At 54.9% G+C, this 15353-nt stretch carries 12 protein-coding genes and 1 pseudogene; 5 read left to right on the plus strand and 8 right to left on the minus strand.

The window, feature by feature from the left end; translation table 11 throughout:
• Nucleotides 1–55 precede the first annotated feature (55 nt).
• The 6 genes from MN186_RS14860 to MN186_RS14885 form a co-directional block, all read right to left on the minus strand.
• Nucleotides 56–268, minus strand: coding sequence for a hypothetical protein (locus MN186_RS14860; RefSeq protein ID WP_242115152.1), 213 nt, complete (start codon nt 266–268; stop codon nt 56–58).
• Nucleotides 265–2079: a TniQ family protein gene (locus MN186_RS14865; protein ID WP_242115153.1), complete on the minus strand. Its 1815-nt coding sequence runs from the start codon at nt 2077–2079 to the stop codon at nt 265–267. Before MN186_RS14865 ends, MN186_RS14860 begins: the two co-directional genes overlap by 4 nt.
• Complete coding sequence (locus MN186_RS14870) at nt 2076–3020, minus strand: ATP-binding protein (protein WP_242115154.1); 945 nt, start codon at nt 3018–3020, stop codon at nt 2076–2078. Before MN186_RS14870 ends, MN186_RS14865 begins: the two co-directional genes overlap by 4 nt.
• On the minus strand, nt 3010–5154 hold the full coding sequence (locus MN186_RS14875; RefSeq protein ID WP_242115155.1) for a Mu transposase C-terminal domain-containing protein: 2145 nt from the start codon (nt 5152–5154) through the stop codon (nt 3010–3012). Before MN186_RS14875 ends, MN186_RS14870 begins: the two co-directional genes overlap by 11 nt.
• Nucleotides 5147–5845: a TnsA endonuclease N-terminal domain-containing protein gene (locus MN186_RS14880; protein ID WP_242115156.1), complete on the minus strand. Its 699-nt coding sequence runs from the start codon at nt 5843–5845 to the stop codon at nt 5147–5149. Before MN186_RS14880 ends, MN186_RS14875 begins: the two co-directional genes overlap by 8 nt.
• A 224-nt stretch (nt 5846–6069) precedes the next feature.
• A complete protein-coding gene (locus MN186_RS14885) occupies nt 6070–6321 on the minus strand; it encodes a helix-turn-helix domain-containing protein (RefSeq protein WP_242115157.1) in 252 nt (83 codons plus the stop codon).
• A gap of 202 nt (nt 6322–6523) precedes the next feature.
• Here MN186_RS14885 and MN186_RS14890 point away from each other — a divergent pair, with 202 nt between their 5' ends.
• The 4 genes and pseudogenes from MN186_RS14890 to MN186_RS14905 all read left to right on the plus strand — a co-directional run bounded on the left by MN186_RS14890 (nt 6524) and on the right by MN186_RS14905 (nt 9805).
• Entirely contained in the window at nt 6524–7060 is a 537-nt protein-coding gene (locus tag MN186_RS14890; RefSeq protein WP_242115158.1) for a hypothetical protein, read from the plus strand.
• 303 nt (nt 7061–7363) lie between these two features.
• Nucleotides 7364–7759 (plus strand): hypothetical protein, encoded by a 396-nt coding sequence (locus MN186_RS14895; protein WP_242115159.1) that lies wholly within the window; start codon nt 7364–7366, stop codon nt 7757–7759.
• Between the two features lie 182 nt (nt 7760–7941).
• Nucleotides 7942–8829, plus strand: coding sequence for a tyrosine-type recombinase/integrase (locus tag MN186_RS14900; protein ID WP_242115160.1), 888 nt, complete (start codon nt 7942–7944; stop codon nt 8827–8829).
• 12 nt (nt 8830–8841) lie between these two features.
• A pseudogene (locus MN186_RS14905) lies at nt 8842–9805 on the plus strand (IS91 family transposase).
• A gap of 475 nt (nt 9806–10280) precedes the next feature.
• On the opposite strand, the gene MN186_RS14910 reads toward MN186_RS14905, so the two are convergent.
• Both MN186_RS14910 and MN186_RS14915 read right to left on the minus strand, forming a co-directional pair.
• Nucleotides 10281–12740, minus strand: a complete 2460-nt coding sequence (locus MN186_RS14910; protein ID WP_242115161.1) for a S8 family peptidase — start codon at nt 12738–12740, stop codon at nt 10281–10283.
• Nucleotides 12706–13722 carry an AAA family ATPase gene (locus MN186_RS14915; protein ID WP_242115162.1) on the minus strand — a complete coding sequence of 339 codons (1017 nt, stop codon included), beginning with the start codon at nt 13720–13722 and terminating at the stop codon, nt 12706–12708. The genes MN186_RS14910 and MN186_RS14915 overlap by 35 nt, the downstream gene beginning before the upstream one ends.
• 302 nt (nt 13723–14024) lie before the next feature.
• Here MN186_RS14915 and MN186_RS14920 point away from each other — a divergent pair, with 302 nt between their 5' ends.
• Complete coding sequence (locus MN186_RS14920) at nt 14025–15194, plus strand: HEPN-associated N-terminal domain-containing protein (protein ID WP_242115163.1); 1170 nt, start codon at nt 14025–14027, stop codon at nt 15192–15194.
• Nucleotides 15195–15353: the final 159 nt, after the last annotated feature.

The raw sequence follows: 15353 nt of genomic DNA on the forward strand, positions 1-15353 counted from the left end.
CGTGTTTCTCCGTCAACTTCTGGCCGTTCGGGTGCTGGGGGTGCCCCAAACTGAATTAGTCGGGCTCATCTGCGTCCTCATCATCGTCATCAAGTGCTGCAAACAGCTCGAACCATCCTTTGCGTTTCATCCGGCGCACCCAACTCACATGCGAGAGCACAAGATCCACTTCATAAGCGTCGCCATCGCGCGCATAGGCTTCGGTAATCAGTTTCAATTGTGCATCCAGATCATCGGCGAGCTCCATGTCTGTCAGGTCTTTGGTCATCGTGCTTCCCTCCGCTTGCTGTTTGCAACCAGTTCCGTCGTGCCGATCGGATAAACCCGGACGTAGCCGGCACGGCACTCAATTGGTTCGACCTGCAGATTGTCGAGCGCACGGGCAACATGGATTGGAGCTTGCCCATTTGCGTGTGCGATTTGCCCCAATGTTTGATAACGCTCTTCGAATTCCATGATACTGGTTTTGGTGACATAGTTTTTCCGAAAATTTGTGTCCGGGTTGACCTGAATGCACTGCTCCAGGAGGCCACCATCACGTAACTTGCGGATCGAGATGACACTGATACGCAGATAGCTTGCTGCCTCTGTTAATGTGAGATCACCCGACAGACAGATATGGCTCGGCTGGAATACCTCTCCGCGCTCAACAAGAATGCCTTGAAGGCCGGACAGTGATTTGTCGCGAGACACCTGACAAAGCCGTCCGGCGCTCCAGTCCGAAATGACCTGGGCCAAGGGCACTTTCTCGGCCCGACAGTATATCTTGAGGGGTAGATTATGTCGCGTGGGTCGACCGTCAGACAAGCTGGCCAGTTTCCGAAGCAAGCGCTGTACCGACGCGGATTTGATGTAGCGCAGGCTTGTGCCGAATGAACGTGCTTCAAGCACCCCTCGTTCTATCAGAGATTTGACCTGAGCAGGCTGAACATTGAGTTGCGCGGCTGCAGATTTCAGATCCTGTAAAGTATCCCAGTAGGCAACCACACGCTCAAGATCCACATGCGAAATATCCTTTGCCCTATGCAGTTCGGTTACGTCAATCCCCTTCAAATGAGCAAGGATGCCACGCACCCGGACATGTCCAAGGCCATATTCTTTGCGTACCCTGTTAAGTGTCAGGTATTTGGGCTGGATCATTTGCGACCCAAGGACAGATTTGCCCACTTGAAGTGGATATTTTTCGAGAACAAAGCTCTCCACATGTTGTCTGATCGTATTTAGGTTCGGATTGTTTTTCCCAGCTTTGAGCCAAGAATAAAACAGCCCGAGATCCTTGGAAAAGTAAGGCCGCTCAGTTCTGTAGTTCACTCGCAGCGTTTCCAGCGTGTTGACAAGGGCGTCGGGACCTTGCGCCAGCAACTCGAAGCCTGAGGCCATCGCGTCACGGCCTTCTCGCCAGTCAAGACTTGAGACCAGCCTTGAAGCGTCACCATTCAATGTCATCCCGAGGGTCAGCGCCCCACGATGAAGATCAGTCAAATCCAACGGATCGAGCCAGTCCCCTCGTGAGCCGTCGAGAATCCTTGCGCAGAGGTATTCCTCGAACCGTGTCGGCGCAAATGTCAGTGTCCTGTCTGCAGCCTCCAATACGCGGTTCTTGAATTTCTCAACCTGCCCAACCACATCGTATGTCACATGCGTGTAGTTGGCGTTGGGAAGCAGCAATAACGGCACATGATGTTTCCTGCAAACGCCTAAGCAAAGCACGAGCCATTCCAATCTCTGAAACGCGCCGAACCGCCCATTGCGCTCCATCGCTTCGATGATGCACTGGGGGCAGATCCGTGTAATGGCCCGTCGAAACGTACCTGTCGTCGCTTGGGACATCCCAAGTTGATATCGGCTTTGCGCAATCAGGATCGCGCCAGAAGCCTTCAGTTTCCTAAGGTCAGCACCGGAAACTTTCGCAAGTCTTTCCAGCTGATCAGCGTGAGACGAGCAGACATGAGGCCAGCGCATTCCCAGATCTGAGCAAAACTCCCGCGGTATTGTCAGATTGCGCCGTGACAGACGGGAGATAAACGAAGGTGGCGTTTCGTTTCTATGGAGCGGAAGCGTAAGAGCAAGCCTGGTCATTCGCTCTCCCCCAAATCGCGCACACGGGTCACATCGATCCGCAGGAAATCCTGAGCGATAAAGGGGTTGAACGCGGGCAAGCACGCTGTCTTTTTCCTAAAGGCTTCGGCGAAGTGATTGGTCGCCAATTCGCGTCCGCCAGTGACCAGGCATTCCTCGATACCGCAAAGGATCATGTCCACGATCAGGCCGAATTCATTTGCCGCTGAATGGATCAAACGCTTGAGGAAATCATCCTCTTGCAAACTAGGCACAACCGGCAAGGCGCTTTCCTTGGCATAACCATGTAAGAAATCGCATACATCAAGTCCGTGGGACACAAATGAAACCGCGCTCAATTGAACCACCCGAACACGACGCTGTAGCTGCCGGTCGGCATTGATCATATGGAGCAGGTCGGGCGTGCCGGAGAGGATCAGCCCAACGGGCCAATCCTTGTTGTTCATGATGGATTTGAGCGTATTCACCACTTCGTTGCGGCCACGGTCCCCCCTCGAAAGGTAAATGTCTTGTGCCTCATCGAAATGAACAAATAACGTCCTGCGTGCCATCAGGAGCTTGCGTGCATGTTGCCAGATCAGAGCAGCCGACTTGTCACGGACCAGTTCATAGCCAAGTGCTTCGGACAAGGTGGCCCCAACGGTTTTCAATGTCGCCGGAGTCGGAACCAGCAACGGGACAATCTCGCAGACATCCTGCCCATGTGAAGGCAGGATGAGATCGTCACGCTTGTTGATGGCGTGATCGACAGCCGTGGTCTTGCCACTGCCGGATGCACCGGTCAAAGCAATTGCCTCGGCCTTGAACGCAGTTCCGGCCTCTAGCGCAGCGCGACGTCTGTTGAGCTGAATGTCGAATTGTTCGCTCAGCTCGTGATAGGCGCGATGACGGATGAACTTGGCGCGCAGCTTGGCCATATGGAGATGGATGTCATTCGTCATCGTGAAAGCTCCAATCACCGCTTCTGCCGCTGCGGTTGTGGTTGCCTTCAGCAGTGTCACCTGTGGGTCTAATCTCCTGAGATTTCTCCACCGCAACCTCTGGGATTATGTGCCCAAAGAGATCTGGCTCGGGCGGAAGGTCAAAAACCTCGCTTTGATCGGGAATGATGGTCAGACCAACAAACAAGTCATCATGGGCACGCCTTAGCCCAGCCGGCGTCTGGGCTTTCAAAACTGTATCGAGGCGCCGTTGCTCTCTCGAGTTAATCTCGATGATCTTTACAATTGCTGCAGCGACAACATGTTCATGAAGTTGCGCGTCAGCCTTGTACTTCAAGCGCAGTTCCCGCGCGGCGTCTTGCCAATCGTCATAGGATACCCCCTCGAAGCATTTCTGAAGCGCGTGGGCCGGGTGCCAGTTCCCGTCGATATGCACCAAGATCCAGCCTAGATCCTCCAGGCTAAAGCGAATCTCGACTTCTCGATCGTGAGAATGGAGAAAGAAATCTTGCAGGGCTGGACAGGCATAATCGATGCCAAATAATTCGACGCCACGACCCGAGACGACGCGACGCTCCCTTTGACCAAAGGCGCGCCTGCGTGTGGTCTCAGCGAGCTTTGGAACGCTTCCTTTTTCTTTGCTTAACCGCGCCCAGCAATTGTTCGGCGTCTCTCCATGCAGCCCTCTGTGAGGCGTGTTGTGATAAACATCGACAACATAGAGCGTCAGGATTTGCATCAAAGTGTCGTCGGTCAACGTCGCGAGCTTTTCGGAAGGGTAGTCACCTCGATCCTGAGTGTTGGAAAACGTACGACCCGCCAGATGCGGCATCAAAGTCGTCCCGAACGTTCCGAAAATGCGCTCAACTCGCCCCCGCAAATGTGGCAAACCACCAGGTGGTGTGTCGGGGTGCCCATGCGCCTCAAGGATCGACATGCGAAACAGATCATCGACGAAAGCTGCACCGTTATCCGTGCAAACCGTCCCCAATCCTCCAAAGTGATGCCAGGTCGATTGGCATCCCGCTGCGATTGCCAGCTCAGTTTTGTCGCGGGTGACATCGCTGAGCAATGCGTAAGCGTCTTCGCTGTTTGGCGTAGCCGCCAACCGCATCCCGACAACACATCGCGTGGCGCAATCAATTGCCAAATACAACCAGCGACGGCCGCGGTCCAACTGTGCAAGTTCTTCATCTGAGAGGTTGTCCAGGGCACCGCGTGCCGCCAAAATAGAAATCAGGTCGACCATCCATTCATCTATCTCGATCCGCTCCATCGGATAGCTGGCCGAAATGCCGGTTTCATAAAGCGCGAATTTACGATTGGCGGCCTCCACACTGTACCTCTGCACGAAAGTGAAATATGGATCCAGTCGCGCGATCGCGCGTTCTACCGCGCGTCGGGACGGAACACGCAGGGCAGGCTTGCCTTCGGCCTCACGGTCTGCATTCAGTTTTGTAAAGCGCAGTTTGCAGAGATCTGCGACCTGCTTCTTGGATAGCCGTTTCCGCGCCAGATAGGCCGATACGCAATCACCAAGCAGTCGTGTCGAGACCAAACAGAACCGATCATTCTTGTTGCCTGAGCGGTGTGTACGCGGCACCAGCGCCAAATACGAACAGTCACCTCGCTCGTATCTTTTGATCCATGTCCGCAAGGTTTTCGAACACGGTGGGTCGCGAAACTGGCTCTTGCGACCTGCGCGGGGCGCTCTCCATTTCCGTTGCGAAGCACGCGCGAGCTCATTCACGTGCGCCTCCATTTGCGGCATGAACTCTTTAATGGAATGATCCGTTTTTTTCATACCGTGCTTAGTCGCGAAATGCACGGCCACCGAAACCCAAGCATATCGCCAGACAACTCGTTCGCAAACTTCCGGTCGCCTGGAGTGGAGGCTTTCCAGGTCGGCATTTAGCCGTGCATCAATTTGGCCGATAAGGAAGAAACCAGGTTCAAACACGACGTCTGATTGCGAAAGCAAGGCTTCAAATTCATGGTAACTGAGGTGAATCTGTGGACCGTCCCCCTCAGAACACTCAAATGCGTACCCTGTTTCGGTCTCGTGCTGTAATCGATAGGTTTGGGCGCTGATTGTTAACCTGTCGTTTGAGGTTACGCGCATACGGCTAGTCATGGCGCTCCTCCAATTCTACCATCGTAAAGAGGTCGATCTCCTTGGTCTTGTCGGCGCTCAGAAGCCCGTCGAAAATCGCCAGAAAGATGGCCCTGTAGCCCTCAGCGCCAGCACCAAGACGGTTTTGCAGTTCGCCCACACTTAGAGGAAAGGCGACCACGTGAATGAGGGCTTTCAACTTCTGCTGTAGGTTTTCGTTGCGGGTACGTACAAAGGCATTGCAGCGCTCTGCATTCAACGCTTCAGCCTTTGTGAAATCCTGATCTGTTATCAGGATCACCTCATCGGCGAAGTCGCTGTTCATTGATGCTCTGATATCTTCAAGCTCGAGCAAAAAATTCTTCTTCTTCACCTCCGCCATTGGTTTAACAGCGACCGCAAGAACCCGGCCACACCTTAGGGTCACAAGGAAGTCGAAGAAATGGTAACTACATCGCCCATCTCGGCCGATGTATTTGAACGCCTCAGGCTGTTCACGTATGTCCCAAACGGCTTTTCTCACCGATATGAGGAACCAAACGCGCTGCTCCAGTTTGCTTTCAAACTGAGTTATCCTTGGTCTGTCGTGACTGGGCAAACAGGCAACAATACGAATACGTGAGCTTGCCTTTGATCGCTTTGGAATGCCTCGCGTTGCGCGGCTGGGGAGCGGAGGGTGCAGATCCTCAGGGTGATTGGTATCGTCTTTCATACTGTCTCGGAGTGCGTGCGCCATCCTGGCGCACGCTAGCTCCACCTTCTTTCTCGGGTTGCAACAGGCAAAGCCGATTGGTTTCGATGCCGAAAACGGCAACGAGTCAGTTGACTTTGTGCTTATGTCGGGGGAAGAAGGGGTATCGGTTCCTATATCGATACTTTGCAAAGGTCTCGCTTGTGTCCAGCATGCGAGGCCTTTTCCTTTTTCCGGGTTCGTTTCTAGCTTACACCATCGTCTGATCCTCCTTTACTGTAACGCTCTGGCCAGAGGAGTTCGGGCCGTGTTCCGAGAGCATCCGCAATAGCGGATTGAATCGCATGTGAACGCCGGTGTCCTTGGGAAACCGCCGATACGCTGCTTTGATAGACACCCAGCTCACGACTGATATCGGCCAGCGATGTGCCGGCGACACGCAGCTCGTATTTGACCCGTTCGTGTTTCGCCAAATCGACGATCAATGCCTGCGCCAAGCGAAGTACTCCTCGGTTTAGCTTCAGAGCTACACGGCGCTGACGAGGAGTCAATTTTCAGAACAATCTATTTTCGGTAAAAACACTTGATCTCTTGAACAACAAATATCCAGCAACACCGAGAACTAGCTGATGCAATCGAGTTGCACACAGTTGATGGCCACCAGGGCGTTATTTGGATACTCTGTTTGGGGGTGTCGAATTGACCAAACACATCGAAAAGATTCGTTTCGACGGTGCCGAATGCATCGTACTAAGGTCATCTGGTGGTGACCTCAGATTGTATTCCGTGAAAGATATCAAGGCCGCGTTCAGCCAATCTTCCAACCACAGGATTTTCAGTGCAGTTTTGGGTATCACCCCTCAAAAGGCACGCAACCTCTTGGATGCGATGGGCTTCGACTACCTCACCACTCTCGCTGAAGAAGTTTCTAGAGGAAAAACATATCGCACAGTGGCCGGCGAAAATGCGATGGACCCTTCTGTGCTTTCCCGGAAGCTCCGAGCAATAGGCGTTCACCGCACACCTGGAAGACCTATGAAAACCGCCACACAAGCTGATCTGGCGCGTGCGATTATCCGAAAGAAGAAGGCGACAATCAACTCGGTAAGCACATTTCTGGGCATGCATTGGAAAGCTGGTCAACGCGTCCTAAAGCAGGCAGGCTGCATGACCTCTGGTGCTACGCTCGTTGACCAGAAATATTTGGAGCGATTTTGCTCGAAGTGGCTTATTTAGTAGGTCTCTAGAGGCGATACTTCGGCCCAAAGTCGCCGTTCGACTGAGATCTATATCGAACAATCCCGTCCCGAAAGCTGTCATTGGTGCAGCCCGCAGCATTGTGACCTGATAGCAGGGGCGATAGAAACACCATGAATACAACTCATTTCAGGCGCACAAATAGCCAATTGGCTTGCTAAGTTTCTAAATACGGATTCGGCTAGGTGGATACGCGGTCTGAATGATCTCTGTTGTTTTCTTCTTTAGCCTTTGTCGGTGAGGTTACTTCGGAAACCGTTCAACCAGCTTGAGGAGCAATATATGTTGAAAAAAACAGAGGCAGTTACATCTGCGCTTGCAGGGATTATCATTTCGGGCTTCATCGCAAGCACCGCGAGCTCAATGGACTATCTGAACACGGTAGTGACGGACGGGAAACGGGACTTTGCCGAAGGTGTGCTCGAGGGATACTTTCTTCAGGCCGATGGCGTTACGCTATGTGCTAATCCCTACGTGATCGGCAAATACGTCTCCTGCAATTCCGCTTTGCAGATAGCTGGACGCGTATACCGTGCGCCCTCAAAGAAGGTCTGGGTAAAGACGAATGGCCAACTGGGCGGGATGGACGTAATCGATGCCCAGGGAAAGGTGCGCTGCACTGGCCCTGTCTCATCGAACAAGTTCCGCGGACCAGACAGCTATATTCACTGTCCTTGAAGACGAAGAAGCGGGGCGGTGGCTAAACGGAACTATCGTTGCGTCCGGCCCATGGACGAAGCCGCTCCGCGGCATTGGCGCGTTTTTTTGATGGAGTGAGCCGCCCATAACGGCGGCATTATGCGATCTGACCGACCTGGCTGACGATTGGGGCCTTCTCAATCATCAGACAGGAGGTTCCCATGACAGAGGAGAGAGTAAGCCCGCTGCGCCAGCGGATGATCGAAGACATGCGCATCCGCGGGATGGGCGACAAGGCGCAGAAGTCCCACATCCGGGCGATCAAGGATTTCGCCGTTTTCCTCGGACGATCACCCGACACGGCGACGCCGGAGGATCTGCGCGCCTATCAGCTGCACATGACGGACAACGGGGTCACCCCCTCGACCTTCAACACGCGCATCGTGGCGCTGAGGTTCTTTTTCGGCATGACCTGCGGGCGTGAAGATATGAAGCGCTACATGCAATTCCGCACCGAACCGCGCAAGCTGCCTGTGGTCTTCAGCGTCGAGGAGGTGTCCGACATCCTGATGGCAGCACCCGGGCCTGGGTTGAAGTATCGCGCCGCGCTCAGCATTTCCTATGGCGCAGGTCTGCGCGCCGCCGAGGTTTGCAACCTCAAGATCGGCGACATCGACAGCGACCGGATGCTGATCCATGTCGAGCTGGGCAAGGGCCAGAAGGACCGCAAGGTGATGCTGTCACCCGGATTGCTGGACTTGCTGCGTGCCTGGTGGCGCGAGGCACGGCCGGAGGGCTGGCTGTTTCCCGGCAAGCCGAAGATCAACCCGATCTCGCCGCGGCAGTTGAACCGAGCCTTCACGTCGGCCAAGCACATGGCGGGCATCAAGAAGGCCGCGACGCTGCACACTTTGCGACACAGCTTCGCCACCCATCTGCTCGAGGCTAACACGGACGTGCGGGTAATCCAGGTGCTGCTCGGCCACGCCAAGCTGACGACCACCGCGCGATATACCCACGTGGCCACCAAGACGATCCGCGACACCGTCAGTCCCTACGAGATGCTGGCCAGGTTGCAGGACCAGACCGTGAAGCGAAGTCTCGAGTGACCGGGCGCCGGGGTGACCCGGCCGAAGCTGGAGATCGCTGACATCTTCCGTGCCCATGGTCCTGCGTGGCGGCGGGCCAATGCCGGGCGTGTCAGCCTGTCCCAGCTCAAGGTGATGTCGGCGATCGAGGCCTGCCGGACCGAGGCGTTCGACGGGCATGTGGCCGGCTGTGCCAAATGCGGCCACCATCACATCGCCTACAATTCCTGCAAGAACCGGCATTGCCCGAAGTGCCAGGGACCGGCGGCGCGCGACTGGATGGAAGCGCGGGCCAAGGACCTGCTGCCAGTGGAATACTTCCACGTAGTCTTCACCCTGCCGCCCCGGGTTCTTCCTGCATGTGCGGGTTCTGTCGCGGCTGTTTCGTCGCCTGTTTCTGGAGGGGCTGAGGGATCTGCACCGGGCCGATCAGCTGACCTTCTTCGGCGATCTGGCCGAGTTGGTCGACGCGAACGCCTTCACAGCCTGGCTCGCCCCGTTCCGCAAAACCGACTGGGTGGTCTATGCCAAGCCACCCTTCGGCGGACCCGAGGCGGTGCTGGCCTATCTGAGCCGCTACACCCACCGCGTGGCGCTCTCGAACGCCCGCCTGATCAGCGCCGATGCCGATACCGTGGCCTTCCGCTGGAAGGATTACCGCATCAAGTCCGGCTACCGGCAAAGGGTCATGCGGCTGGCCACACCCGAGTTCATCCGAAGGTTCCTGATCCATGTCCTGCCCGATGGCTTCCACCGCATCCGGCATTACGGCCTGCTGGCCAGCTCGGCCCGCAAGGCCAACATCACAAAAATCCGTGCCTTGCTCTGCGTCCAGCAGCCCGAACAGGTCGCCGCGCCGAAACCACAGACCGAGATCGCTCCGCTCACCCTGCGCGAGCCGTGCCCCTGCTGCGGCGGCCCCATGCGTATCATCGAGATCTTCCGCCGCGGGCAAAAACCGATGTCGCGCGCCCCGCCAAGGGAGCAGGCAGCATGACACACCGCCTGTCGTCCGCCACAGAACAGCAACGGCTGTGCCTCGCAGATCCGGCCAAGCCCGCGTGCGCTTATCGTTCCGCGGCACGACACACGGCGGCAATCACGGCGCAACCAGCAGCTTTGTCGGGATCACCGAACGAGTTTGCGCCCGTCTCAGGCGCCATGCGAACCTTCAGCCGCACCCCTGAACCAGTCGCTGCCCCGGCCGTCCGCGCACTTTCCCCATAGCATGATCCAAGACCCCCGCGGCTTCCTCCTTGGGAGGTTTTCCAACGCGGGTCGTGGTCGCGCCAGTGCGCAGCGTTCCAAAGCGACCCGCATCAGAAAACCTTCACCATTCCGGACCTTCGACCTGCCCACAGAATTCTGCGGTAGCAGCCCGCTTTGCGGTCATTCGCTGCGCAGTGCGTCAAAACGGAAAGCCGGGCTACAGTCGCGAGAATAGACGAAGTGACAATGACCAAAGAATTTGTTCAGACCTGAATTTCTGCTTGAGGCGCCACTTTCTGTTGGACTTCCGCATAAAGATCCACTTCCGCCTCAGTCGCATCGATTTCAACGACCAATGAGAAACGCGCCATGCACCGCTCAGGGTCCACATTGCGGTTTTCTTTCCACCAGCCCCCAACCGGATAGACCGCAAGGACCCCGCGACGGGCAAGATCGCTGGCAGCGACAGTGAGTGTATCGATGTGCAGGGACCCGACACTCCGGCGATTGTAGCCGAAATCCCATTCGCCACTGTCAGGGCCGTTATCGTCTGGTTGATCTTCAACCGCCGTGCGGCCAACACGTTGCGTGAATGCATCAACCTCTTCATCCGCGCCCTTCAATGCAAAACGAAGGCCATGAGATGCGTACCTGTTCTTTCGGCCACGAGCGACCTCTGATGGGTTCGGTTCGATGAAGGTGCTCAGGGCAACACGCAGGGTAACGTCCTGTCCGACCAAGCTGCGGAGAACGTTCGTCGGCCATGGCAGTTCAAACAACTGCATTTCGTTCAATTTCCGACCTGACCCCTTGTTCTCATAGGGACGAATGGAATCCTCTACGATCATCGTGATTGCGCTGCTAGCACTGTTAAGGGCACGTTCAAGGTTCGGCTGACCATAACCGTATCGGGTGAACATGACATCGTAGGCACCCTTCCGATTTCGATCCGCTGGCGCAATATGCGACCACATCCGGTCGGTCCACTGTGCCGAGGCGACATAAAGGGCGCGGATCGTCTCTGGCCAGAGGTCGGGGTAAGAGGCGCGAAGTAATGCAATTTCACGTGCCGCCAATGCGGTCGCGGCACTGGTATCCGAGATGTGAGTGAAAGACCGTGCAGGGTAGTTCCTGCTCGTTGTAACCAACATCAGATCAGAATGTTGATTGGGCGTTGTTGAAAACCCGTCGTCATACCAATTGCCGCCTTCGAGTACGACGTCAGGTTTGATTGGCCAAGTCTTGGTCCAACTCGCCGTGCGGGACATCGGAGCGAGGTCCCCAACTTCAGCCAACGCCGCACCATGTGTTGGCCCACCAACACCGTTCATTTCGGTCATCGCACCCACTGCGATTGAGTTCCATGCTTGGGAAGGAGACTGAACCTCTCCCTCGTCAAGGTCATCGCATTTGCTTAGGTAGTCTGTATTTCCATCATGTTGGGCATCAATATTACCAATCGAAGTCACGATAAGTCGGCGCTGCTTCACTTCGCCGGACCGACCAGCGGCAAGCTGGTCGAGTTCAGTGGACCAGGACGTGGGTGCACCGCTGTGAGGAGTATCAAGGTCTGTGGTCGTGGCCAAAGCGAAGGTCCGTAACCTATCAGGCTCAACTTCTACCGCGTTGATGGCTTTCTGCGTCCTGTCCCCCAACAGATGATAGGGGTTATGGCCTGCATCTGGGATCACCTTTGCCGACTCCAGCCTAAGAGGGACATTGATTGCCGCGGTACTGTTCAAGTGAGTTCGCAGATCACCAAAGAGCGTCGCCCCTGCCATCCTCGATCCATGACCATGCAGGTCTGCGAGGTCCCATCCAGGCACAGCCGCATGGCGATCTGCTGCGTCAAACGCAGGCTGGATTAGCGGGTGCGCCAACGTGATGCCCGTATCCAAGAGCGTGACATAGGACGCCGCCTGCTGAGCTTGAGGGCCATACTGAGTCCGGCCAAGCACATCTTGCAACCAATCGGCCTGTTCCTCCGCTTCGAGGCCATCCACGAAATCGATAGGGGCACCAAGCGGAGAAACAGCGCGGACCGAACCCGTGCCAATCGCTGTCCTTGCCATCTGGCTAACATCACCTTCAACTAGAATGACTGTATCCTCAGGAAACTCTAAACGATCAGGATAAACTGCTAGGCCTTCCTGCACTGCCCTCGTAACGAATTGGTCCACTTCTCCTGGTTCCAGCCAAACCTCCCAAGGGATCTGGCCAGGGGCTTCGGGGAATGGCTTGGTTGGATGACGCCACAGGTCTCTTAACTCGATTTCGGCAAACAGACCAACGCCGTTTGCCAGGTCAGCATGATAGGGATTTCTGACGCCATTTTGGTTTGGAGGTCGAAGATCACCTGCAAACTCGCGCAGTTTTCCTTTGAGCTGAGAAAGCCCGCCTTCCGAACGGTTGGCTTTGACGATTGCACGACCAGGGATTCGCTGATCGGCATCGGCGTCCTGGGTGTTAAGTAGTGACAGGCCGCTTACATCAAATTTTTCAGGTAGAAATGGTTCTCCAGGACGGCCTTGAACTGCAATATAAGTGGCTCGTGCAGTATCTTCGACTTGAATGGCATCAAGAGACGCTATCAATCGCTGTGCATGGGCTTGGCGATTTTGAACGGCTGATGGACGCGGTGTTCCACGACCGCCTCTGCCGCGAAACTCTTCAGATCTTGAAACCCCATTAAGAACTAAGTGAGGAAGATTCCGTTCTGCCACTGTTTACACCCAACGCCTGCAAGTCCCTTCGGCGACCTATTGAATGCAACAAATCAGCCGACGTTATTGTCTTTTTCGAATCCAATACTGCCCGACGTGCGGCATCCATCGCTGCTTGAATTACATCAGAGGATGAAAGCCCGTGGGCCTGCTCAACCACATCGTCCCAGATAACCTTGGATAAATCAAACCCGATAAGACGACGCGACATAGCTTTCTGCATGGCTTCAGCAGTGGGTAATTCGTACATCAATACAAGATCGAAGCGGCGAAGTATCGCCTTGTCCAAAATCCGTGGCAGATTCGTCGTTGCGATGATCAAGGATGGACCAGTGTCTTCTTCCATGAATTGCAGAAACGAGTTCAGGGTTCGTCTTGCTTCGCCAACGTCATTGTCACCCTCTCTGGTAGCGGCAAGGGCATCGATCTCATCGAACAAGTAGACCCCTCTTTGGGTCCTTACGGCCTCGAATATCGCGTTCAGTTTGGAAGCAGTCTCCCCCATGAACTTCGATATCAATCCGTGCAGTAGCACTGAGTAGAGCGGGAGCTTCAACTCACCCGCTAGTGCCGATGCACTCATCGTCTTTCCGGTGCCAGGTGGTCCCGCCAATAAGACACGTTGCCTTGGCGTCAGTCCATGTTTCTCCAAGATGTCGCGTTTGCGGAACTCGACAACAAGTTGCTCAAGTTCCGACGAAACAGCTTCTGGAAGGATAAGGTCATTCAGTCTGGTCTCCGGATACGCCGTACCAATGATCGAAGCCAACTCGCCCCGCGGCTTGGCGATCAATGTTGGTGACGATGTTTGCGATTTCGGAGTCTGGCCCGCTTCGACCCATTGCCGGAGCTGTTCAGCGAGACGCGTGTGGCCCTTTTGCTCTTCCGCCGAGGCAAGCTGAAGCGCGAGATCGAAGAATCGTTCTTCGTTCCCCTCAACGTGACTCTTCAAGAGTCCAATGAGTTGCTTTGCGGTGGCCACCAATTTCGTCTCCCTATTAAGATCTACCTTAGCCTGTTCAATGGAAATTGCGAATGCGACGTGACGCCATCGAACTGGTTTTTGTGAATTGTTGCAGTCGGCGCATACATCACTGTAAAAGTAGTTTATCAGACCACCTGTTGTATTTTCGTTTCCGAACCAAGAACAGTGTGATCATGCATCCACCGCGAACTTCCGCGTCCCTCCCTACAAGAGGTCGAGTTGATCAGCGGCGATGCACAGTTCATTGAACTTGCGAATAACGGCCAGCCGCAAGGTTGGAACTATAAGTGTAGGACGCTATGTCGCGGATCGATCCTGAGAATTTCTCCCCGAGCTCATTTGGTGACGCCACCGTTTGCGAAGAGTGTTTTGGTGACGAGGACCTCACTGAACGTATCCAGGCATATGAAACCTCGGGTGAGTGTAGCTATTGCGAAGAAGAGCGCGAGCATGTGGCTCCGTTCCATGATAATGCCGAGTTTATTGGCGAACGCATGGGAGAATTCTACGGTCGTGCCGCAGACCAACTTCCTTACGACACCCGCGAAGGAGGGTATCAAGGGCGGCATGAAGACACCTATGATTGTCTGTTGGAATCCATCGGCCTTGCCATTAACTCGGAGCAGTCAGAGTTATTAGCAGATGATCTGGTTTCTGAAATTGGCGATGACACCTGGTGCGATTACGATTGGCTGTCACTCGAAATGGACGAAAGCCTCCAATCTAGTTGGGATCAGTTCTGTGGCGCAACCAAAGGCCAGAGGCGGTTTTTCTTTCATCACATCGGCGAACCTGAGACCAACCACCCAGATGAGCGTTCAATTTTTGGGTTTCTCAATGAACTCGCAACGCTGATTGAAGCGCGCGGGTTGGTACGAACGCTCCCAGAAGGGACATCTTTTTACAGAGCGCGCGCCAACGAAGATGGTGGCGGATGGTCAACGGCACTGGAACTTGGACCACCTCCCGCAGAGGTTTCTTTGCAATCAAACAGAATGAATCCGCCTGGCATTCCGATGTTTTATGGAGCGGGCACCCCCGAGCTCGCTGTCGCCGAAACCAGACAAGTCGACGTGACAATTGGTAAATTCGAAACGAATAGGCCAATCCGCGTTGTTGATCTGGCCAATCTACCTCCCGTTCCAGGATTCTTCTCTGAAGCTACGCGAGAGCAATTGCAGACGCTGGCATTCTTGCACAGACTTTCAGAAATCATGGCGCAGCCCGTCGCACAGAATAACAGAGTTAATGTCGACTACATTCCCACACAGATTGTGACCGAGTATCTCAGAGATCACGAGTTTGCCGAGGGCCGGATCGATGGAATCAGCTACGTAACCGCAGTAGGGTCGCATTCCTTCAATACGGTGTTGTTCGCGACGCGCGAAAACGTGATTGATAACTTCGGCCTCGCAGTTGGTGAGTCGCGCTGGCTGGTCTTGACCGATACGGAGGTGTGCTCGGGTTGAACGTCAGCTTTTGACAAGTGGGCTCCACGAATCCGCTTCCGCAGCGAAAGTCCGCTCTCCGCCCCGATAAGCTAAGCGAAGAGTGAAACATTCTTCAGATTGGCCAATGGGAATTGGACAAGCCAAACGCCATTAGACTTTAGGGGGAAGACGCTGCCT

Origin of the sequence: Aliiroseovarius sediminis (assembly GCF_022678485.1) — a bacterium.
GTDB lineage: Bacteria > Pseudomonadota > Alphaproteobacteria > Rhodobacterales > Rhodobacteraceae > Aliiroseovarius > Aliiroseovarius sediminis.

Excerpts from the sequence above, each read along its gene's own strand:
- MN186_RS14860 (WP_242115152.1), bottom strand. The coding sequence starts at position 268 with ATGACCAAAGACCTGACAGACATGGAGCTCGCCGATGATCTGGATGCA.
- MN186_RS14865 (WP_242115153.1), bottom strand. The coding sequence starts at position 2,079 with ATGACCAGGCTTGCTCTTACGCTTCCGCTCCATAGAAACGAAACGCCA.
- MN186_RS14870 (WP_242115154.1), bottom strand. The coding sequence starts at position 3,020 with ATGACGAATGACATCCATCTCCATATGGCCAAGCTGCGCGCCAAGTTC.
- MN186_RS14875 (WP_242115155.1), bottom strand. The coding sequence starts at position 5,154 with ATGACTAGCCGTATGCGCGTAACCTCAAACGACAGGTTAACAATCAGC.
- MN186_RS14880 (WP_242115156.1), bottom strand. The coding sequence starts at position 5,845 with ATGAAAGACGATACCAATCACCCTGAGGATCTGCACCCTCCGCTCCCC.
- MN186_RS14895 (WP_242115159.1), top strand. The coding sequence starts at position 7,364 with ATGTTGAAAAAAACAGAGGCAGTTACATCTGCGCTTGCAGGGATTATC.
- MN186_RS14900 (WP_242115160.1), top strand. The coding sequence starts at position 7,942 with ATGACAGAGGAGAGAGTAAGCCCGCTGCGCCAGCGGATGATCGAAGAC.
- MN186_RS14920 (WP_242115163.1), top strand. The coding sequence starts at position 14,025 with ATGTCGCGGATCGATCCTGAGAATTTCTCCCCGAGCTCATTTGGTGAC.